We start from the raw sequence: 17864 nt of genomic DNA on the forward strand, positions 1-17864 counted from the left end.
TATTTTTACTTCTTCTATGGTTTTAAATAGAATTAGTTGTATAATATGACTGAATTAACCGATTGTTCATATTATTATTAACAGAAAATTCATTCGAATGTTATAGATAACATAATTTAATGAACCTCAAACTGTATTGTTTTAGGTTCCTATAAAATAGGGATTGATAAGATATTTTTGCTTCAAACTTATTTATACTTACAATAAAAATTCAAAAAAAATCATAGTAAAAATCACCTTGAATATTAAGTTCGTTTTATTAGGAGGACCACAAAGCATGACTAAAGTTGATAAGGTAAAAGAAAAGATTATTGAAACATCTTTATATTTATTTAATACTAATGGGATAACTTATACATCCATTCAGGATATAATGACAGCTACTGAACTATCTAAAGGAGCTATTTATCGTAGATTCAAAAATAAAGAAGAAATTGTCCTTGCTGCCTACGACAAAAGTGGTGAGATTATGTGGAACCATTTTCATAAAGCGATGGAAAATAAAAAGACAGCAATCGATAAAATCCTTGCAATATTCCTTGTATATCAAGATGCAGCTAATAACCCTCCTATTGCTGGAGGCTGTCCATTACTTAATAGCGCAATTGAAAGTACTGGAGTATTTCCAGAATTACAAAAAGCAGCAGCAAAAGGTTATGATGATACAGTAATGTTAATGGCCTCTCTCATAAAGGAAGGAATAGAGAAACAAGAACTTAAAGAAGATATAGATATTATATCGCTCGCTTCTTTTCTTGCATCTTCAATGGAGGGAGCTATTATGGCAAGTCGAGTATCTAACGATAATATACACCATCATTATTTTATTGAACAAATAAAGCATCATCTTTTCTCTTATTCTAAATAAGTGAGAACGTGCATTGTTTCCATCCAATTTTTATAGACTTAAATTGAATAAATACCCCTCATAAACAGTATCTTCAGTTTATGAGGGGTATTTGAATAGTTTTTAGACGATGTTTCATGTTTCTTATTGAACGGCTTTGTTATCGTTACTACAGAAAAAGAAAAAAGAATGAATTACATATAAATCGATTTATATGTTTCAAGTGTATCTATATTGAGTTTGTAAATCTACACAAAAAGGTTTCATTGTATATACTAAGTGAAGTAGAAGTTCAGTTAGTAAAAATTCGGTAGTCGAATTTTTTTGCATAAAGCTGTATAATGCTTGTAACGAAAGGGAAATACAGGAAAGGGTTTGTAATAAGTTATTATGGAAAAAGATAAACAACAATTAAGCGTTGAAGTTGCAAGATTATATTATCAATCCGATTATAGTCAGCAAGAAATTGCTAACAAATTAAATATTTCAAGACCGACGATTTCTAGATTATTAAAGTACGCGAAAGAAAAAGGATTTGTTCAAATTAGTATAGCCGATCCATTTGCTGATTTAGATAACGTTGGGAATTTATTGAAAGAAAAGTACAACTTGTTAGAGGCGCATGTAGTATTTTCTCCAGTGCCAGAATATGCAACGATTACTGAGTATATTAGTAAATATGCGGCTGAGTACATGGAAAAGACAGTGAAAAACGGTGATATCGTCGGTGTAAGCTGGGGAATGACGATGTATGAAATCGCTAGGAAAATCGTACCACAACATGTGAAAGGTGTAGAAGTTGTCCAGCTAAAAGGTGGTATTAGTCATTCGAGTGTAAATACATATGCGAATGAGACCATTGCTTTATTTGCAGAGGCTTTTCAAACGACACCAAGAAATTTACCGCTCCCAGTTATATTTGATAATGCGGTGACAAAAGAATTAGTAGAGCAGGATCGACATATTCATCACATTATTGAAATGGGGAAACAAGCAAATATTGCAGTTTTCACTGTCGGAACAGTGCGTGATGAAGCGTTATTATTCCGATTAGGATATTTAGATAAGGATGAAACGAACATTCTGAAAAAACAAGCTGTCGGTGACATTTGTTCACGTTTCTTTGACGGAGACGGAAATATTAGTAGTGAAGAAATTAATAAGCGTACCATTGGAATTGAGTTAGGGGAACTTAAATTAAAGAAACGTTCTATTTTAGTTGCAGGTGGTAATAGAAAAATACAAGCAATTGATGGTGCGTTACGTGGCGGGTATGCAAATGTATTAATTATTGATCAGCATACAGCAAAAGAACTGTTACATTATCAAAAAGGTTAGTAATAAAAGGCTTTCTCAAAATTAACATCTTGAGAAAGCCTTTTATTTTGTTATGTATGAATTATGGGAGTGTTTTTTGAATACAAATTGCCTTTTTAAAAATAATTATGGATATTGAGATACATACTACCATTGTTAATATAAAAGTTTTGATTTTAAACGTGAATTGTTTCTTAGTTAGAATGCGCTTTATTTACTACAAGAAAATTCCTTTTTAAAAAAATGAACAAAATTTCAAAAGTATATTTACATTTGTTCAACTAAGAGTTAGAATGAAGTTGTTAAAAGATATGAGGAGTGATAATAATGAATATTGCAAAGTTAATTGACCATACAATTTTAAAAGCTAATTCTACAAAAGAAGATGTTATGAAAGTAATCGAGGAAGCAAAGGAATATAAATTCGCTTCTGTTTGTATTAATCCTACATGGGTAAAGCTAGCTGCTGAAGAATTAGCTGGACATGATGTAGACGTTTGTACTGTAATCGGTTTCCCATTAGGTGCAAGCACTACTGAAACAAAAGCATTCGAAACAAAAGATGCTATCGCAAAAGGTGCAACTGAAGTTGATATGGTAATCAACGTAGGTGCTTTAAAAGATGGCGACAATGAGTTCGTTGAAAAAGATATTTATGAAGTAGTACAAGCAGCAAAAGGAAAAGCTCTTGTAAAAGTAATCATTGAAACTTGCCTTCTAACAGACGAAGAAAAAGTTCGTGCTTGTGAATTATCAGTAAAAGCTGGCGCTGATTTCGTAAAAACTTCAACTGGATTCTCAACTGGCGGAGCAACTGCTGAAGATATCGCATTAATGCGTAAAACGGTAGGACCAAACGTTGGTGTAAAAGCATCTGGCGGAGTTCGTACACGTGAAGATGCAGATAAAATGGTAGCTGCTGGAGCTTCTCGTGTTGGAGCAAGCGCTAGTGTTGCAATCGTATTAAACGATGCAAAAGGTGCTACAGATAACTACTAATTAATAAAGTGTGAAAAGCAATAGATACACAAAGTATAGTGTATCTATTGCTTTAACAATTGAAAAGAATGTAAGCGGATACGAATGGGAGGAGACGGCTTATGAAATACTTAATCGGTGTTTTTGGCCTCGTATTGATTTTAGGTATCGCTTGGCTTGCTAGTAATGATAGAAAGAAAGTCAAATATCGTCCAATCATAACGATGGTTATATTACAATTCATTTTGGGTTTTTTACTATTAAATACAAGTGTAGGGAATATATTAATTAGCGGAATAGCAGATGGTTTTGGGGAATTATTAAAATATGCCGCTGATGGTGTGAATTTCGTATTTGGTGGATTAGTAAATCAAAAAGAGTTTTCATTCTTTTTAAGTGTATTAATGCCAATCGTATTTATATCAGCTTTAATAGGTATTTTGCAACATATTAAAGTATTACCTATTATTGTGAAATCTATCGGTCTAGCATTAAGTAAAGTAAATGGAATGGGTAAACTAGAATCATATAACGCGGTAGCTTCTGCGATTTTAGGGCAGTCTGAAGTGTTTATTTCAGTTAAGAAACAACTAGGATTATTGCCAGAGAAAAGAATGTACACATTATGTGCATCTGCAATGTCTACAGTTTCTATGTCTATCGTTGGATCATACATGGTATTATTAAAACCGCAATATGTTGTAACCGCTTTAGTACTTAACTTATTCGGTGGCTTTATCATTGCTTCTATCATTAACCCGTATGAAGTTACTGAAGAAGAAGATATGTTAGAAGTGCAAGAAGAAGAGAAGAAGACTTTCTTTGAAGTACTAGGGGAATACATTATCGATGGATTTAAAGTTGCGATTACAGTAGCAGCTATGTTAGTTGGTTTCGTTGCTCTTATCGCATTCATTAATGCAGTATTTAAAGGTGTAATCGGTATTTCATTCCAAGAAATTCTTGGTTATGTATTTGCACCATTTGCATTTATTATGGGTGTTCCATGGCATGAAGCAGTTAATGCCGGTAATATTATGGCAACAAAACTTGTATCGAATGAATTTGTCGCTATGACAGATTTAGCGCAAGGGAACTTTAATTTCTCAGACAGAACGACAGCGATTATATCTGTATTCTTAGTTTCATTTGCAAACTTCTCTTCAATTGGAATTATTGCAGGGGCAGTTAAGAGCTTAAATGAAAAGCAGGGGAATGTAGTCGCAAGATTTGGTTTGAAATTACTTTTCGGTGCAACGCTAGTAAGTTTCTTATCAGCAACAATCGTTGGTTTATTATTTTAATAGATTCATATCATATAAAAAGGAATGGTGATTGTAATGAGAATGGTAGATATTATTGCAAAAAAACGTGACGGCAAAGAATTAACGACTGAAGAAATCAAATTCTTTATTAATGGATATACAGACGGAAGTATTCCTGATTATCAAGTGAGTGCACTTGCAATGGCAATCTTCTTTAAAGATATGACAGATCGTGAACGTGCAGATTTAACGATGGCAATGGTGGAGTCTGGAGAAACGATCGACTTATCAGCAATTGAAGGCATTAAAGTAGATAAGCATTCAACTGGCGGTGTTGGTGATACAACTACATTAGTATTAGGACCATTAGTTGCTGCTTTAGATGTACCAGTAGCAAAAATGTCAGGTCGTGGTTTAGGACATACGGGCGGAACAATTGACAAATTAGAAGCAGTGGAAGGATTCCACGTTGAAATTACGAAAGAGCAGTTCATTGATATTGTAAACCGTGACAAAGTAGCTGTTATCGGACAAACAGGAAACTTAACACCTGCTGATAAAAAGATTTATGCATTACGTGATGTAACAGGAACAGTAAATTCAATTCCTCTAATCGCAAGTTCAATTATGAGTAAAAAAATTGCAGCTGGTGCTGACGCAATCGTACTTGATGTAAAAACAGGTGCAGGTGCATTTATGAAAACAGAAGAAGATGCAAAAGAATTAGCACATGCAATGGTACGCATCGGAAATAATGTAGGACGTCAAACGATGGCTGTTATTTCAGATATGTCACAACCTCTTGGCTTTGCGATTGGTAATGCCCTAGAAGTGAAAGAAGCAATTGATACGTTAAAAGGTGAAGGGCCAGAAGATTTAACAGAATTAGTACTTGTATTAGGAAGTCAAATGGTCGTACTTGCGAAAAAAGCAAATACGTTAGAAGAAGCTCGTGAAATGTTAATTGAAGTTATGAAAAACGGAAAAGCAACTGAGAAATTTAAAGAGTTCTTAAGCAATCAAGGTGGAGATAGCTCGATTGTAGACAATCCAGAAAAAATGCCACAAGCGAAGTATGTAATTGATGTACCTGCTAAAACTTCAGGCGTGATTTCAAATATTGTTGCAGATGAAATCGGTATCGCTGCAATGTTACTTGGTGCAGGCCGTGCAACGAAAGAAGATGAAATCGATTTAGCTGTAGGTTTAATGTTACGTAAAAAAGTTGGCGATGCAGTAAAAGAAGGCGAGCCATTCGTAACGATCTACGCAAATCGTGAAAATGTAGAAGATGTAAAAGCAAAAATTTATGAAAATATTTCTATCGCTGAAACAGCAGTGGCTCCTAAATTAGTTCATACTGTTATTACTGACTAATTAACATTACATTTACTTTGAGGAGGAAATAATATGGATAAGAAAAAATATATTGAAGAAGCAAATAAGATGTTATCGAAAGCGTATATTCCGTATTCAAAATTTCCGGTTGGTGCAGCATTAGTTACGAAAGAAGGTAAAATCTATACTGGTTGTAATATAGAAAATGCTTCTTACGGTTTATGTAACTGTGCAGAAAGAACAGCAATATTCAAAGCAGTATCAGAAGGGGAGCGCGACTTTAGTTACTTAGTCATTACAGGAGAAACTGACGGACCTATTTCACCATGTGGTGCTTGTAGACAAGTGATTGCTGAATTTTGTGATCCGAAAATGCGAGTTTTACTAACGAATGTAAAAGGTGACGAAAAAGAAGTGACTGTTGAGCAGTTACTTCCTGGTGCTTTCACAATTGATGATTTAAAATAAGTTGAAAAGCCATTCCGCAATTAAGAATTGTGGAATGGCTTTTTTGTTCTTTAAAAATAGAATGTAATATTTTGTTCATATTCCGTTCATAAACTTTGCGTAAAATGATTGCAGCGAATATGGAAAGTTTACAGCAGGAGGAATAGAATGAAGAAATTATATAATGCAGCATTCATTTACTTAATTATTGGTTTATTATCAGGAGTATTTGCGCGAGAGTATACGAAAGCACAAGGAATTAAAGGTTCCACTATGTTGCAATTAGTACATACACACGTACTAGTGCTTGGATTCATATTCTTTTTAGTCGCTGTTGCTTTAGTTAAAGTATTTCAAATACAAGAAACAAAAAGTTTTCATGCCTGGTTTGTTGTATATAATACAGGATTAATTATTACTATCGTAACAATGGTATGTAGAGGTCTTCTACAAGTAAATGGAACTGACTTTAACGGTTTAAGCCATATGGCTGGATTAGGTCATGTTATTATAAGTATCGGTTTCGTTTGGTTTATGATTTTACTCAAAAAGTCTATTAAATAGATAGGAGTGGAGAGTATGAGTGTAGCACTTTTATCAAGTATCGTAGCAGTTTGTATGGCCGTTGGTGTTATGTTTCTTCGCTTTAAGTCAGCGAAAAAGCCGGTTACGAAAAAGAAAATTATTTTGCCTCCAATTTTTATGAGTACTGGCGCCATGATGTTCTTCTTACCGGAATTCCGATTAACATCGTTAGAAATAGTAGAGGCAATTATCGCAGGACTTATTTTCTCTATATTTCTTATTAAAACAACTAAGTTCGAAGTAAGAGGCGAACATATATATATGAAACCGTCAAAAGCATTTATATTTATTTTAATTGGTTTATTAGCTGTACGAGTCGCATTAAAATCATATTTAAGCCAAACACTTGATTTGGCGCAATTAAGCGGGATGTTTTTCTTACTCGCATTTGCGATGATTGTGTCGTGGAGAATTGCGATGTATCGCTCGTATGTTACATTGCAAAAACAACAATATTAAGTAGAAAAAGAGCTGGAATTTCATTATGAAAAGTCCAGCTCTTTTATGTTTTATACAATTGTTTCTTTAGCTTTAATTTCATTTGCTTAATTTCAAACGAATTTGAGCATCTTGTAATGCAACTGGTGTAACATTAAAACCATTTGAATCGACAATTTTTGTGTTTAATAAAATGGAATCTAAACTTCCACGAAATGTTTTTGTATAGTTTTGACGTAACATTTGTTGTTCTTGTTTTTCATCAACTGTTAATCCAGATGTTTTTTCTTTTTTTGATAATTCGTTAATACGGAATAAAATGTTTTTCATTTGTTTTCACCTCAAGTTAGATTTAATTACATTAGTTACTTACTAATATATAGTTATTGTAACCTATCTTTCAATGAGTGTCAACGCCTATAAAAATCCTTTTTTTGTAAGTGTAATGGGTGATGAAAAATGAAAAAATTACGAATACTTGAAATGGAAAAGATATTAATATACAATACCTTAGTAGGGTATATTAAATTTTGTTTTACATTGTGAGAGTAGTAAGTAAAGGGAGTATGTAATAATGAATGCAGTAATTTCAAAAAAAGAAACAATCATCTCATATACGATTGCTATTTTCTTTATTTTAGCTATGGTTACAGCGGGTGTGTTATTAAATGATCCGGAAGTCATTTTGCCAGAAATAGCAGCGATGGCAATTGCTTTATGGGCGTATCGTGAGCCAGGTTGGTTAAGGCAGCCAGAAAAAATCTTTATTGCACCGTCAATAACAGCTGGTATTGGTTTTATCGTGAATCAAATGGATTTAGCTTATATAGCAAAAGTAAGCGTAACACTTATATTCATGATGCTGTTTTTACGTATTATACAATCAAATTTAGCACCATCTATTGCGACAGGTTTATTACCTTTAGTGACAAATGCGACTGAATGGTCATTTGTTATCTCAGTCTTCGTTTTAACATTTATTTTAATGCTTGGTGTCCTTGTTTTTAAATTGAATAGCGGTATTGAGAGAAAAGTTAACATCCAATATAAATATATGGCTGTATTTCTAATACTAAATTTCATTTGGATAAGTATATGCTGGATCACTGGTCATGAACAATTAGCGGTTATTCCGCCAATATTAGTTGTTGTGTATGAATCACTTCAAAAACCGATGTACAATGAAAAAATGGTATGTAAACAAATAGTAGTATTAACTACATCTGCAACTGTTGGAACTTTATTGTACTTTGCAATCGACTCATGGATTATAGTCACTTTATTAAATATGATTTTAATGCTTATTTTATTAAAAATAGTTGGTGTACGTATTCCAGCAGCATATGCATTTCCATTACTGCCGCTCGTATTTCCAGATGAAATGATAAAGATGTTACCAGTAGGTTCATTTGTTGCGGGGGTATTCTTATTTGGTGCAGTATTACTGTATAAAAAGTGGGAAATGAAGCAAAAGGGAATGCAAATGTAGAGAAGAACATACAATCCTTAGTTAGCATAATAAATAGACACCCGCGGGTGTCTATTTTCATTAAATGAAATTTAGCTTAACGCACGTAAACAATTCACAAGTTCTGTTGCTTTTGAAAAGAAGGGAGAATGATCAGCTTCTAAAGTAATAATCTTCGAGCATGGAGTTTCTGTATTCATTCGGCGCTGAAAATCAATTGGAATCGCTCTATCTAGAGTTGTTTCAATATAAATGCGATCTACAGTTCCGAAGTTTTCTTCAGAAATTTTTAGCTGTTGTTGAAATGGTCCTAGTGGCTGAGGACGCATTTTTTTGGAAGATGCTTCTTTAATCTCTTCATTTTCGGTAGCATTTAAAAATGTTTTTTCAATTAGATTAGGTATAAGTTCAGCTGTCATGTCGTTCTCATTTATTGAAAATTGTGGACCAGCTTCACCATCTAATTTACTGCCAAGGCTTTCTCCGTTTTGTGGTAAGAATGCACAAAGATATACTAATTTATCGATTTTATTCGGTATAAGTTCAGCGGTTTGAGTGATCACAATTCCACCCATACTATGTCCAACAACAATAACTTTTTCAGTTTGTTGATTTATAGTAGCTGTTACTGCATCAACATAGGAATCTAACGTTATATTTTGTGAAGGAGTTGTATCTTTCCCGCTTCCAGGTAAGTCTAGTGTAATAACAGTGTGACCTAAAGCCTCTAGTTGAGGTTTTACTAATTCCCATGTCCATTCACCTTGCCATGCTCCATGTACTAAAACGTAAGTACTCATTTAATCAACACTCCTCTAATGTTTATATGCTTTATTTTTTTGTAAAATTGATAGTGTATACTTAGTGTATAGGAAGTAGTTTGATAAATATAATGAAGGTTATTTATAGATGATATAAATATCTTTTATATAAGGAGAACAGAATGAACGTCTTTGATTTTAAAGTTTTTAAATATGTGGCTCGGTTGAACAGCATTAGTTTAGCAGCTAAGGAATTACATATGACACAGCCAGCAATAACGCATATTATAAACAAACTAGAGAAACGATATGCTTTAACTTTATTTGAGCGCTCTAGACAAGGAACGATGTTAACTGAAAATGGAAAAGAATTTTTAGTTTGTGTAGAACGACTTCTAATGGAGTATGAAAATCTTGAAGAAACAGCTTTACACTTGAAGAATAAAAGTTTGTATAAGATTGTATTAGCTACGTATCCTTCCGTTACTGTATATTGTTTGGCAGAGTGTATCCAATTAGGTAATATTGATCAAAGTCAGTACGTGCTTGCAGTTAGAGAGGGAAGCTATCAAGAAGTTTTAAATTGGCTGTCTGCTGGAAGTGCTGATTTTTCTATTTCTATAAAAGAAAATCTAATACCAGGATTTCACTATGAAGTTATTGGTGAAGATCCTTATGTTATCGTTTCTTCAAAGAATATTCCACCTAATCTTACTAGTAAAGAGTTGAAAAATTATCCTTTTATTATGCCACTTTCTGGTTGTAAAGAAGTACTTGAACCATACTTAATGAAAAACGAAATAACAGTGAATAAAGTGATGGAGTCAGAGTCAATTAGCTCGGCATTAGCACTTACTTTACAAGTTAACGGTATAACGATCGTTCCGTTATCAGGACTTCATAAACAAATTATTCATGACTTTATCATGCAACCGATAGACATTGAAATCCCGAGGCAACTCATTATGCAGTGGTCGCCTAAAAAAGAGAAAGATCCATTGTTTCTCGCGTTTGTTACGAATTTGTTAACACAATTACAACAAAAGAAAAATGAATAAAATGATACAAAAGGTAAGCTCATTTCACTGAAGCTTACCTTTTGTATGTATTACCAATATAGGGCGGTATCATAAAGTCCGATTAAAACGAGAAGTACACCAGCTATACGCTGAATATTTTTCCCTATTTTTCGGCTCTTTTTAAGTAGTGTTCCATTTAAGCCTAGGTAGGAGATAATGGACAGTAATACAACGACAGGTAGAACAGTTCCTATAGAGAAAAAGGTAGGAAATAAATACCCGTAATTAGATGTTAAAGAGAGTGGTATTAATGTTCCGAAAAATAGAACAAACATAGTGGGGCAGAAAGCTAACGAAAAGAAGAACCCAAGAAAAAATGAGCTGACTTCATTTTGTTTTCGTATAGATGTGATAGGGAAGATGGTAGAGAAGAAGTTTCTACCTTTTATAATACCTGATAATATTACCCCCATTATTATTAATAAAGGTCCGATCAGTTTACGTAACCATGGGAAATACAAAGTTAATATTTGCTGAATCTCTTTTCCTAAGAACCATACTAATAGTCCAAGTGTCGTAAAAGCTATTATTTTTCCTAAAATGAATAACAATATATGTTTCCAGATATTTCCCTTTTGTAAAGATTGATTGCCATAGATTGTAATGGTGCTAATGTTTCCTGTTAATTGGCATGGAGCAAGAGTACCCACTATGCCTAATAAAAACGCAAATAAAAGAGGGATTGATTTCGTAGCATTCGCGACATCCATTAAAGGAGACATGAGTTGATAACTCCACTCGCTAATTGTTGAAAACACGTTATATTCACCTTTCTAATTAAATTGTAATATGCCATTTTTAGTAATCTGCTTCCACGTTTTACCGTCATCTGTGGAAAGGAATACATTTGCTTGCATTGTAGCAAGAACTATCTCAGATGAATTTTGAGGGTTTTGTGCAATATACATCATGCTATCTTTAGCATCTAATGATGGAACTTGTATGTTTACCTCTTCATTTGTAGCAATTGATTTTTTCGTAATCATTTGTTCACCTTTCTTATTGATAGAGGCATAAATAGCATCTTCATTATTTAATGTAACTGCGGTTGATTCAAGTGATTTAGAGAATAGTTCAAATGTATTCCCGTAATCTGTAGATAAATAAACACCATCTTTAGCACTTACTGCGACTACACTCGCTTGATCCGGATGTACTGAAAATGCATGGATTGTACTTGAAAGCCCCTTTAACTTACTATTTTTCCATTCTTGTCCGTTGTCCGTACTGACATAAAAACCTTGTTGTAATTTAGAATTAGGACGTTCATTGTATAAATAAATTGCTTCCGAATTATATCCGACAGCAAGGTTATGAAAATCGGATTCTCCATAGAATGCTAGCTTTTCCAGGTTATTGCCGCCATCAGAACTTTTCATTAATCCTAAAGGATTTTTTAAATTTGCACCTGGTTCCGGATGCCCACTAGCAAAAAATCCATTTTTAGTTGCCTGAAAGCCCATATAATCGTGTAACTGTGTAGCAGTTTCAAACCATTTTCCATTTTGATAAACTTTTATACCACTATGAGTTGCGATAGAAATACCAGGCATATTTCCTGCATAGCCAATTCCGTGAATGTGCGCTATTTTTCCAGATGTAATTTCTTTATAGAAGTTTTGCGGAATCGTATTTGCGTTATCTTTATTTTGGGGCTGAGATTGAACGGTTTCTTTTTTTACTGGTGGTGTTTCTACGTTATTAGAGCATCCTGTAATGATAAATAATGAAGTAATGGCTAGTCCTACGTAATGTTTCACGTTTGTAGGCTCCTTTCTTATATATATGAGATGTTAAGTATATGGAATAAATGTCAAGAAATTGTGGAGTGATTAGATGCCTAGTAATGAAAGTTTATCTTCTATATAAACATTATTAATTGACGAAAAATTATAACAATAATAGAATGAATTATATTGGATAATCAGTTTCAAAATTATACATAGAACGCTAGGGGGATTATTATGAAATCAACATTTTTTGCTCAAAATAGAGAACGATTAGCGAAAACATTACATGATGAATCGATTACGATTTTATTTGCTGGACACGCACCTCATATGTCAGCAGATGCCCATTATAAATTTGTGCCGAATCGAAATTTTTACTATTTAACGGGAATCGATGAGCCCAATGTTATTTTCATGTTGAAAAAGTTTGGAAATAGTGTGGAAGAAACTCTTTTCATTGAAAAATCAGATCCAGTAATGGAAAAATGGGTCGGTAAAACAGTTTCTAAAGAAGATGCAGAACGAATTTCAGGCATACAAAAAGTTGTATATATAGAAAGCTTTGAGAAGACAATGGCACATACACTTTTCGCAGAAAATGCGCAACATGTGTATTTAGATTTAGAGCGTCGTGAGTGGAAGGGTACTGAGACGAAAACGTTAGCGTTTGCTAAACATGTAAGAGAACAGTACCCACACATAACAATTGGTAATGTATACCCGGAAATTTGTGAATTACGAGTGTTTAAAACAGAGGAAGAAATTGAAATCATTAAAGAAGCAATTGCTGTAACGAAAGACGGTATTTACAATGTGTTAAAGCATGCAAAAGCAGACATGATGGAATATGAATTAGAAGCTCAGTTTGATTTCACACTGAAGTCATCTGGGATTAAGCATCATGCGTTCAATACAATTTTGGCAAGTGGGAAAAATGCAACAGTTCTTCATTATGAAGATAATGATGCACAAATTCAAAATGGTGATTTAGTACTGCTAGATTTAGGCGCTCAAAAAGACTATTATAACGCTGATATTAGTTATACTTTCCCGGCAAATGGAACATTCTCTAGTCGCCAAAAACAAATCTATAATATTGTATTAAAAGCATTGAAAGAAACAACAGAGATTATTAAGCCAGGCTTAAATTTTGCTGCATTAAATGAGCATACAAAAAAGGTACTAGCAGAAGAGTGTAAAGCTATTGGTTTAATTCAAGAAGATGAGGAACTATCTAAATATTATTATCATGGTGTCAGTCACTTTCTTGGTTTAGATACTCACGATGTTGGAACATACAAAGAAAGAGTATTAGAAGAAGGTATGGTTATTACGATTGAACCAGGTCTATATATTGAAGAAGAATCAATTGGTATTCGTATTGAAGATGATATCCTTGTAACAAAAGATGGCTATGAAAATTTGTCAAAAGATATCATTAGAACAGTTGAAGAGATTGAAGGGTTTATGAGTAACAATAATGTAAATGTAAAAGAAGATGAAGTTGTTACAAAATAATAGTTAGAAGAGGCGCTCAATTTTGGGTGCCTTTTTATTTTGCTCATTTTATATCTCCATATTTTCTTTAAAATTATCTTCTATAATAATCTTGAAAAAGAAAAAGGAGGGATTTTCTATGAAGAGATTTGTATTAACAGCAGTTACAGTCTCCGTAATATCTTTAATTGCTGCATGTTCTGCGACCACAAATACAACAAATGATCATAAAAATATGAATGATAAAAAAACAACACAGACTGAAACGGCTACAAAGCCATTGAAAGTTGTAAAAGGGCCAGAAGTTACTTTAGTAGCGAAAGAAGAAAAACAAAAGCTAAGTAGCGGTGTTATTGTTCCAGTCTGGACATTTAATGGTTCATCCCCGGGTCCGGAAATTAGGGTGAAAAAAGGTGAAAAGGTTAAAGTGACATTAAAAAATGAATTACCTGCACCAGTATCTATTCATTGGCATGGGTATCCTGTCCCAAATAACATGGATGGAATTCCAGGCGTGACACAAGATGCGGTTGAATCAGGAAAAAGTTTCACCTATGAATTTGAAGCGAACGTACCAGGAACGTATTGGTATCATTCACATCAAGATTCTGTAAATCAACTAGATAGAGGCTTATATGGTGCCCTTATTGTAGAGGATACAAATGAAAAGTATGATAAAGATTACACGTTAATGTTAGATGAATGGATAACAGATAAAGAAGAAATTAATAAGCAGTTAAAAGAAATGACAAAAGCGCAAAAAGGTAATAAATCTAAGGATAATGAAAATACGAAAAAGAATGATGATATGAAAGGCATGGATTATTCAGGTATGAACATGGGTAGTGATAAAAAAGACTCTGGTAATATGGCAGGAATGGACCATGGAAATATGAAGATGGAAGGTCATGATATGGGTATGTATAACTTATTCACAATCAATGGTAAAAGCGGTGATTTAGTAGAGCCGTTAAAAGTGAAAAAGGGTGATAAAGTTCGTCTTCGACTTGTTAATGCTGGTTATCTATCACATGATATACACGTTCACGGTCATGATATAAAAGTAGTTGCGACAGATGGTCAACCAATAAACGATCCAAAAGTTATAAAGGATAAAGTAATTTCAATCGCACCGGGTGAACGCTATGATGTTGAATTTACTGCTAACAATCCTGGGAAATGGTATGTTGAAGACCATTCAGCAAATAAAGGTGCAAAAGGAATGAAAACAATTATGGAATATGAAGGTAGTAAAGAGATGAAAGACAGAGCAAATGAAAAAGAAAAACTACCGAAATTAGATATGACGAAATATGGTGAGAAAAAATTAGGTAGTTTCACACTAGAGCAGCAGTATACTGCCACATATAATATGGACTTGAATACGAAAATGAATGAAAATGAAATGGTTTATACAATTAACGGAAAAGTATTTCCAGATATTGATCCAATTCTAGTGAAAAAGGGTGACTTAGTAAAAGTGAAATTAGTAAATCGCTCTAAAAGAGACGATCACCCGATGCATTTGCACGGTCATTTCTTCCAAGTATTAAGTAAAGATGGAAAACCGATTGAAGGTTCTCCAATTGTTAAAGACACATTAAATCTGAAACCAGGAGAAGAATATGAAGTAGCCCTTGTAGCAGACAATCCGGGTGAGTGGATGTTCCACTGTCACGATCTACACCATGCTTCAGCAGGGATGGTAACGGAAGTAAAATATATAGATTACACATCTGATTATGTTCCAAACCCTAATATTCCTAATAAGCCGGAATAATGTGAAATTCATGTAGTTTATCATAATGTAAAGCAGTTATCTTAGTAGATTGCTGCTTTTATATGTCATGTTGTGAATTTGGAATATTATTTTTATAAAAGTTTAGACAATAAGAGAGAGCTATCCTGTAGGAAGAGTTTACAAGGTGAAAATGTTTTTTGGTTATTTAGAGATTAAAAAACATAATTATTTATGATTAGATTAGAAATGGATAAATGTAATGTATTGTAGTTACAAAAGGCTAAATACTTATATTTGACCTTTCTTTTATTTTATACTACAATTCGTAGTGTGAAAGGAGAGCAGGTATATTTAAGCAAAAGTATAAGTTAAATGAAGAAGGCCTAAATTATGATTTTTTTATTTTTGTAGTATTAATTATAGGTGATCATTTGTAGCCATTTTTTTTGGAAATTAAAACTACATTATGTAGTGTTAGATTGAAGCAATGAGAGAATTTTCAAAGTGTAATGGATTTAAGTTTCTTTTATTACTAGGTATAGATGGTGGATAATAAAAGGATACTTTTCCTGAATAGTTAGAATGAAAAGAAATGGAAGTTAACATAAAAACATAATGATACTTGAATATGTTTGTAGGAAGGTGTTTTATACTTATGAAAAAAATTTTAGCTAGTGTAGCAGTAGCTTCTGTTACAGGAAGTGTATTTATTAGTACTGCTCAAGCGAAAAATACTGTTATACAAAAAGACACGAAGCATGAGCAAACTACTGATGTAGTAAAATATGAAAATCAAGTAACAGTAAATACGAATGTTCTACGTGTCCGCACACAGCCAAATACGTCTAGTGCAATTATGGGACGCGTGTATGAAGGGGAAGTTTTACAAGTTATTGGAGAAGAAAACAGTTGGTTGAAAGTCAATCATAACGGAAAAATTGGCTACGTGAGTAGTGAATTTATTTCGAAAAATGGCGTACTAGCAAAGACGAATATAGGTAAGAGTCGTAGTAAAATTGTAACTGCTAATGTATTACGTGTTCGCACACAGCCAAATACATCTAGTGCAATAATGGGGCGCGTGTATGAAGGGAAAGTTTTACAAGTTATTGGAGAAGATAACGGCTGGTTGAAAATTAACCATAATGGAAAAGTGGGTTATGTAAGCAGTCAATTTGTGAAAGACAGTGGCTCAAATGGAAGCGACAATAACAATGGGAAATTTCAAGTAGCGAGTGGGGATTACAAAGTTAACGTATCCTCCCTCCGCGTTCGTACAGGTCCAAGTACTTCCCATACGATTTTAGGCTCTATGTATAAAGGACAAGTAGTTCCAGTGACTGGTGAAGTACAAAATTGGTTCAAAATTAACTATAAAGGACAAGACGCCTATATTAGTAAAGATTACATTTCAAAGAGTGGCTCTAATGCAAATGAACAACAAAATAATGTTACGGTTCAAGCTGACGGTATATACATTGTAGACGCTACATCTTTACGTGTGCGTACAGGTCCTGCTACTTACCATAGTGTAATTGGTGGTGTATTAAACGGACGAACATTGCAAGTAACTGGCGTTGAAAATGGCTGGTTGAAAATTAATCATAATGGAAGAACTGGTTATGTAAGCAGTGAATATGTAAAATTTGTTAAAAGAGGTACACCACCAAAACCTGAAACAAGTAATCCATCTACTGGAGCAACAGTTGATGACTACTATGTTAACGTAAGCGTGTTAAATGTAAGAAGCGGTGCTGGTACAAATCATGGTGTAATCGGTGCTTTATCAAAAGGAATAAAAGTACAAGTTCTATTTGAACAAAATGGATGGAAAAAAATTAATTACAACGGTAAAAACGGTTATGTATCAAGTAAATTCCTATCAAAAACAAGTGAGACTGATGCAGAGGAGCAGCGAATAAATACAACAAATGAATTTATTCAACCAGCTGTAGGAAGATATACTTCTGGATTTGAGAAACGTGGTAGGCAAATGCATCACGGATTAGATATTGCTGCTTCAGGAATAGTGCCGGTTGTTGCCGCCGCAGAAGGTGTAGTCACTCGCTCTTATTATTCTACAAGCTATGGTAATGTTGTGTTTATTTCTCACAATATTAACGGACAAACATATACGACTGTATATGCTCATTTAAAGAGTCGTTCTGTTTCTGCTGGTCAAAAAGTGAAGCGAGGACAACAACTTGGCATAATGGGGAATACAGGACAATCTGAAGGACAGCACTTACATTTTGAAATCCATAAAGGTGAATGGAATGCACAGAAGAGCAATGCTATGGATCCAAAAACATATATTGGTTAAGTGAAAATTTATTATTTCAAGATGGAATGGTATACCTTCTCAAGCAAAGA

General features: G+C 33.6%; 16 protein-coding genes and 1 pseudogene. 13 read left to right on the forward strand and 4 right to left on the reverse strand.

All coding sequences use genetic code 11. The features are described from left to right. The first annotated feature begins 277 nt into the window (after window positions 1–277). From JDS81_RS06350 to JDS81_RS06385, 8 genes and pseudogenes are all read left to right on the forward strand, one after another. Window positions 278–868, forward strand: a complete 591-nt coding sequence (locus JDS81_RS06350) for a TetR/AcrR family transcriptional regulator (RefSeq protein ID WP_097954176.1) — start codon at window positions 278–280, stop codon at window positions 866–868. A gap of 369 nt (window positions 869–1237) precedes the next feature. After that, window positions 1238–2185, forward strand: coding sequence for a sugar-binding transcriptional regulator (locus JDS81_RS06355; RefSeq protein WP_097954177.1), 948 nt, complete (start codon window positions 1238–1240; stop codon window positions 2183–2185). Between the two features lie 306 nt (window positions 2186–2491). Continuing rightward, window positions 2492–3163, forward strand: coding sequence for a deoxyribose-phosphate aldolase (deoC, locus tag JDS81_RS06360; protein WP_001017434.1), 672 nt, complete (start codon window positions 2492–2494; stop codon window positions 3161–3163). Between the two features lie 101 nt (window positions 3164–3264). Next, complete coding sequence (locus tag JDS81_RS06365) at window positions 3265–4446, forward strand: NupC/NupG family nucleoside CNT transporter (protein ID WP_000876190.1); 1182 nt, start codon at window positions 3265–3267, stop codon at window positions 4444–4446. Between the two features lie 36 nt (window positions 4447–4482). Next, window positions 4483–5784: a pyrimidine-nucleoside phosphorylase gene (locus JDS81_RS06370; RefSeq protein ID WP_001983022.1), complete on the forward strand. Its 1302-nt coding sequence runs from the start codon at window positions 4483–4485 to the stop codon at window positions 5782–5784. 33 nt (window positions 5785–5817) lie between these two features. Next, complete coding sequence (locus JDS81_RS06375; protein WP_000358537.1) at window positions 5818–6213, forward strand: cytidine deaminase; 396 nt, start codon at window positions 5818–5820, stop codon at window positions 6211–6213. A gap of 147 nt (window positions 6214–6360) precedes the next feature. Further along, a complete protein-coding gene (locus tag JDS81_RS06380; protein WP_000737869.1) occupies window positions 6361–6756 on the forward strand; it encodes a DUF2871 domain-containing protein in 396 nt (131 codons plus the stop codon). 15 nt (window positions 6757–6771) lie between these two features. Then, window positions 6772–7265: pseudogene (locus JDS81_RS06385) on the forward strand (CcdC family protein). A 49-nt stretch (window positions 7266–7314) separates the two neighbouring features. Here JDS81_RS06385 and JDS81_RS06390 read toward each other — a convergent pair. Continuing rightward, on the reverse strand, window positions 7315–7545 hold the full coding sequence (locus JDS81_RS06390) for a DUF896 domain-containing protein (protein WP_000789785.1): 231 nt from the start codon (window positions 7543–7545) through the stop codon (window positions 7315–7317). A gap of 244 nt (window positions 7546–7789) precedes the next feature. Here JDS81_RS06390 and JDS81_RS06395 point away from each other — a divergent pair, with 244 nt between their 5' ends. After that, window positions 7790–8704: a hypothetical protein gene (locus JDS81_RS06395; RefSeq protein WP_097954178.1), complete on the forward strand. Its 915-nt coding sequence runs from the start codon at window positions 7790–7792 to the stop codon at window positions 8702–8704. Between the two features lie 71 nt (window positions 8705–8775). Here JDS81_RS06395 and JDS81_RS06400 read toward each other — a convergent pair whose 3' ends face one another. Continuing rightward, on the reverse strand, window positions 8776–9483 hold the full coding sequence (locus JDS81_RS06400) for an alpha/beta fold hydrolase (RefSeq protein WP_097954179.1): 708 nt from the start codon (window positions 9481–9483) through the stop codon (window positions 8776–8778). A gap of 143 nt (window positions 9484–9626) precedes the next feature. Between JDS81_RS06400 and JDS81_RS06405 the strand changes: the two genes are divergently transcribed. Beyond that, the gene (locus JDS81_RS06405; RefSeq protein ID WP_097954180.1) at window positions 9627–10502 is read left to right on the forward strand and encodes a LysR family transcriptional regulator; all 876 of its coding nucleotides are present in this window, start codon (window positions 9627–9629) and stop codon (window positions 10500–10502) included. Between the two features lie 50 nt (window positions 10503–10552). On the opposite strand, the gene JDS81_RS06410 is transcribed toward JDS81_RS06405, so the two are convergent. Both JDS81_RS06410 and JDS81_RS06415 read right to left on the reverse strand, forming a co-directional pair. Next, a complete protein-coding gene (locus tag JDS81_RS06410; RefSeq protein ID WP_252199169.1) occupies window positions 10553–11281 on the reverse strand; it encodes an urease accessory protein UreH domain-containing protein in 729 nt (242 codons plus the stop codon). A 15-nt stretch (window positions 11282–11296) separates the two neighbouring features. Beyond that, window positions 11297–12283, reverse strand: coding sequence for a F510_1955 family glycosylhydrolase (locus JDS81_RS06415; protein WP_097954181.1), 987 nt, complete (start codon window positions 12281–12283; stop codon window positions 11297–11299). A gap of 204 nt (window positions 12284–12487) precedes the next feature. Here JDS81_RS06415 and JDS81_RS06420 point away from each other — a divergent pair, with 204 nt between their 5' ends. The 3 genes from JDS81_RS06420 (at window position 12488) to JDS81_RS06430 (ending at window position 17814) form a co-directional block, all read left to right on the forward strand. Next, a complete protein-coding gene (locus JDS81_RS06420; protein ID WP_097954182.1) occupies window positions 12488–13771 on the forward strand; it encodes an aminopeptidase P family protein in 1284 nt (427 codons plus the stop codon). A gap of 118 nt (window positions 13772–13889) precedes the next feature. Next, on the forward strand, window positions 13890–15530 hold the full coding sequence (locus JDS81_RS06425) for a multicopper oxidase family protein (protein WP_097954183.1): 1641 nt from the start codon (window positions 13890–13892) through the stop codon (window positions 15528–15530). A gap of 616 nt (window positions 15531–16146) precedes the next feature. Then, window positions 16147–17814, forward strand: coding sequence for an SH3 domain-containing protein (locus JDS81_RS06430; RefSeq protein WP_097954184.1), 1668 nt, complete (start codon window positions 16147–16149; stop codon window positions 17812–17814). The last annotated feature ends 50 nt before the right edge of the window (window positions 17815–17864 follow it).

The organism is Bacillus cereus group sp. N31, assembly GCF_016483245.1.
GTDB classification, from domain to species: domain Bacteria; phylum Bacillota; class Bacilli; order Bacillales; family Bacillaceae_G; genus Bacillus_A; species Bacillus_A toyonensis.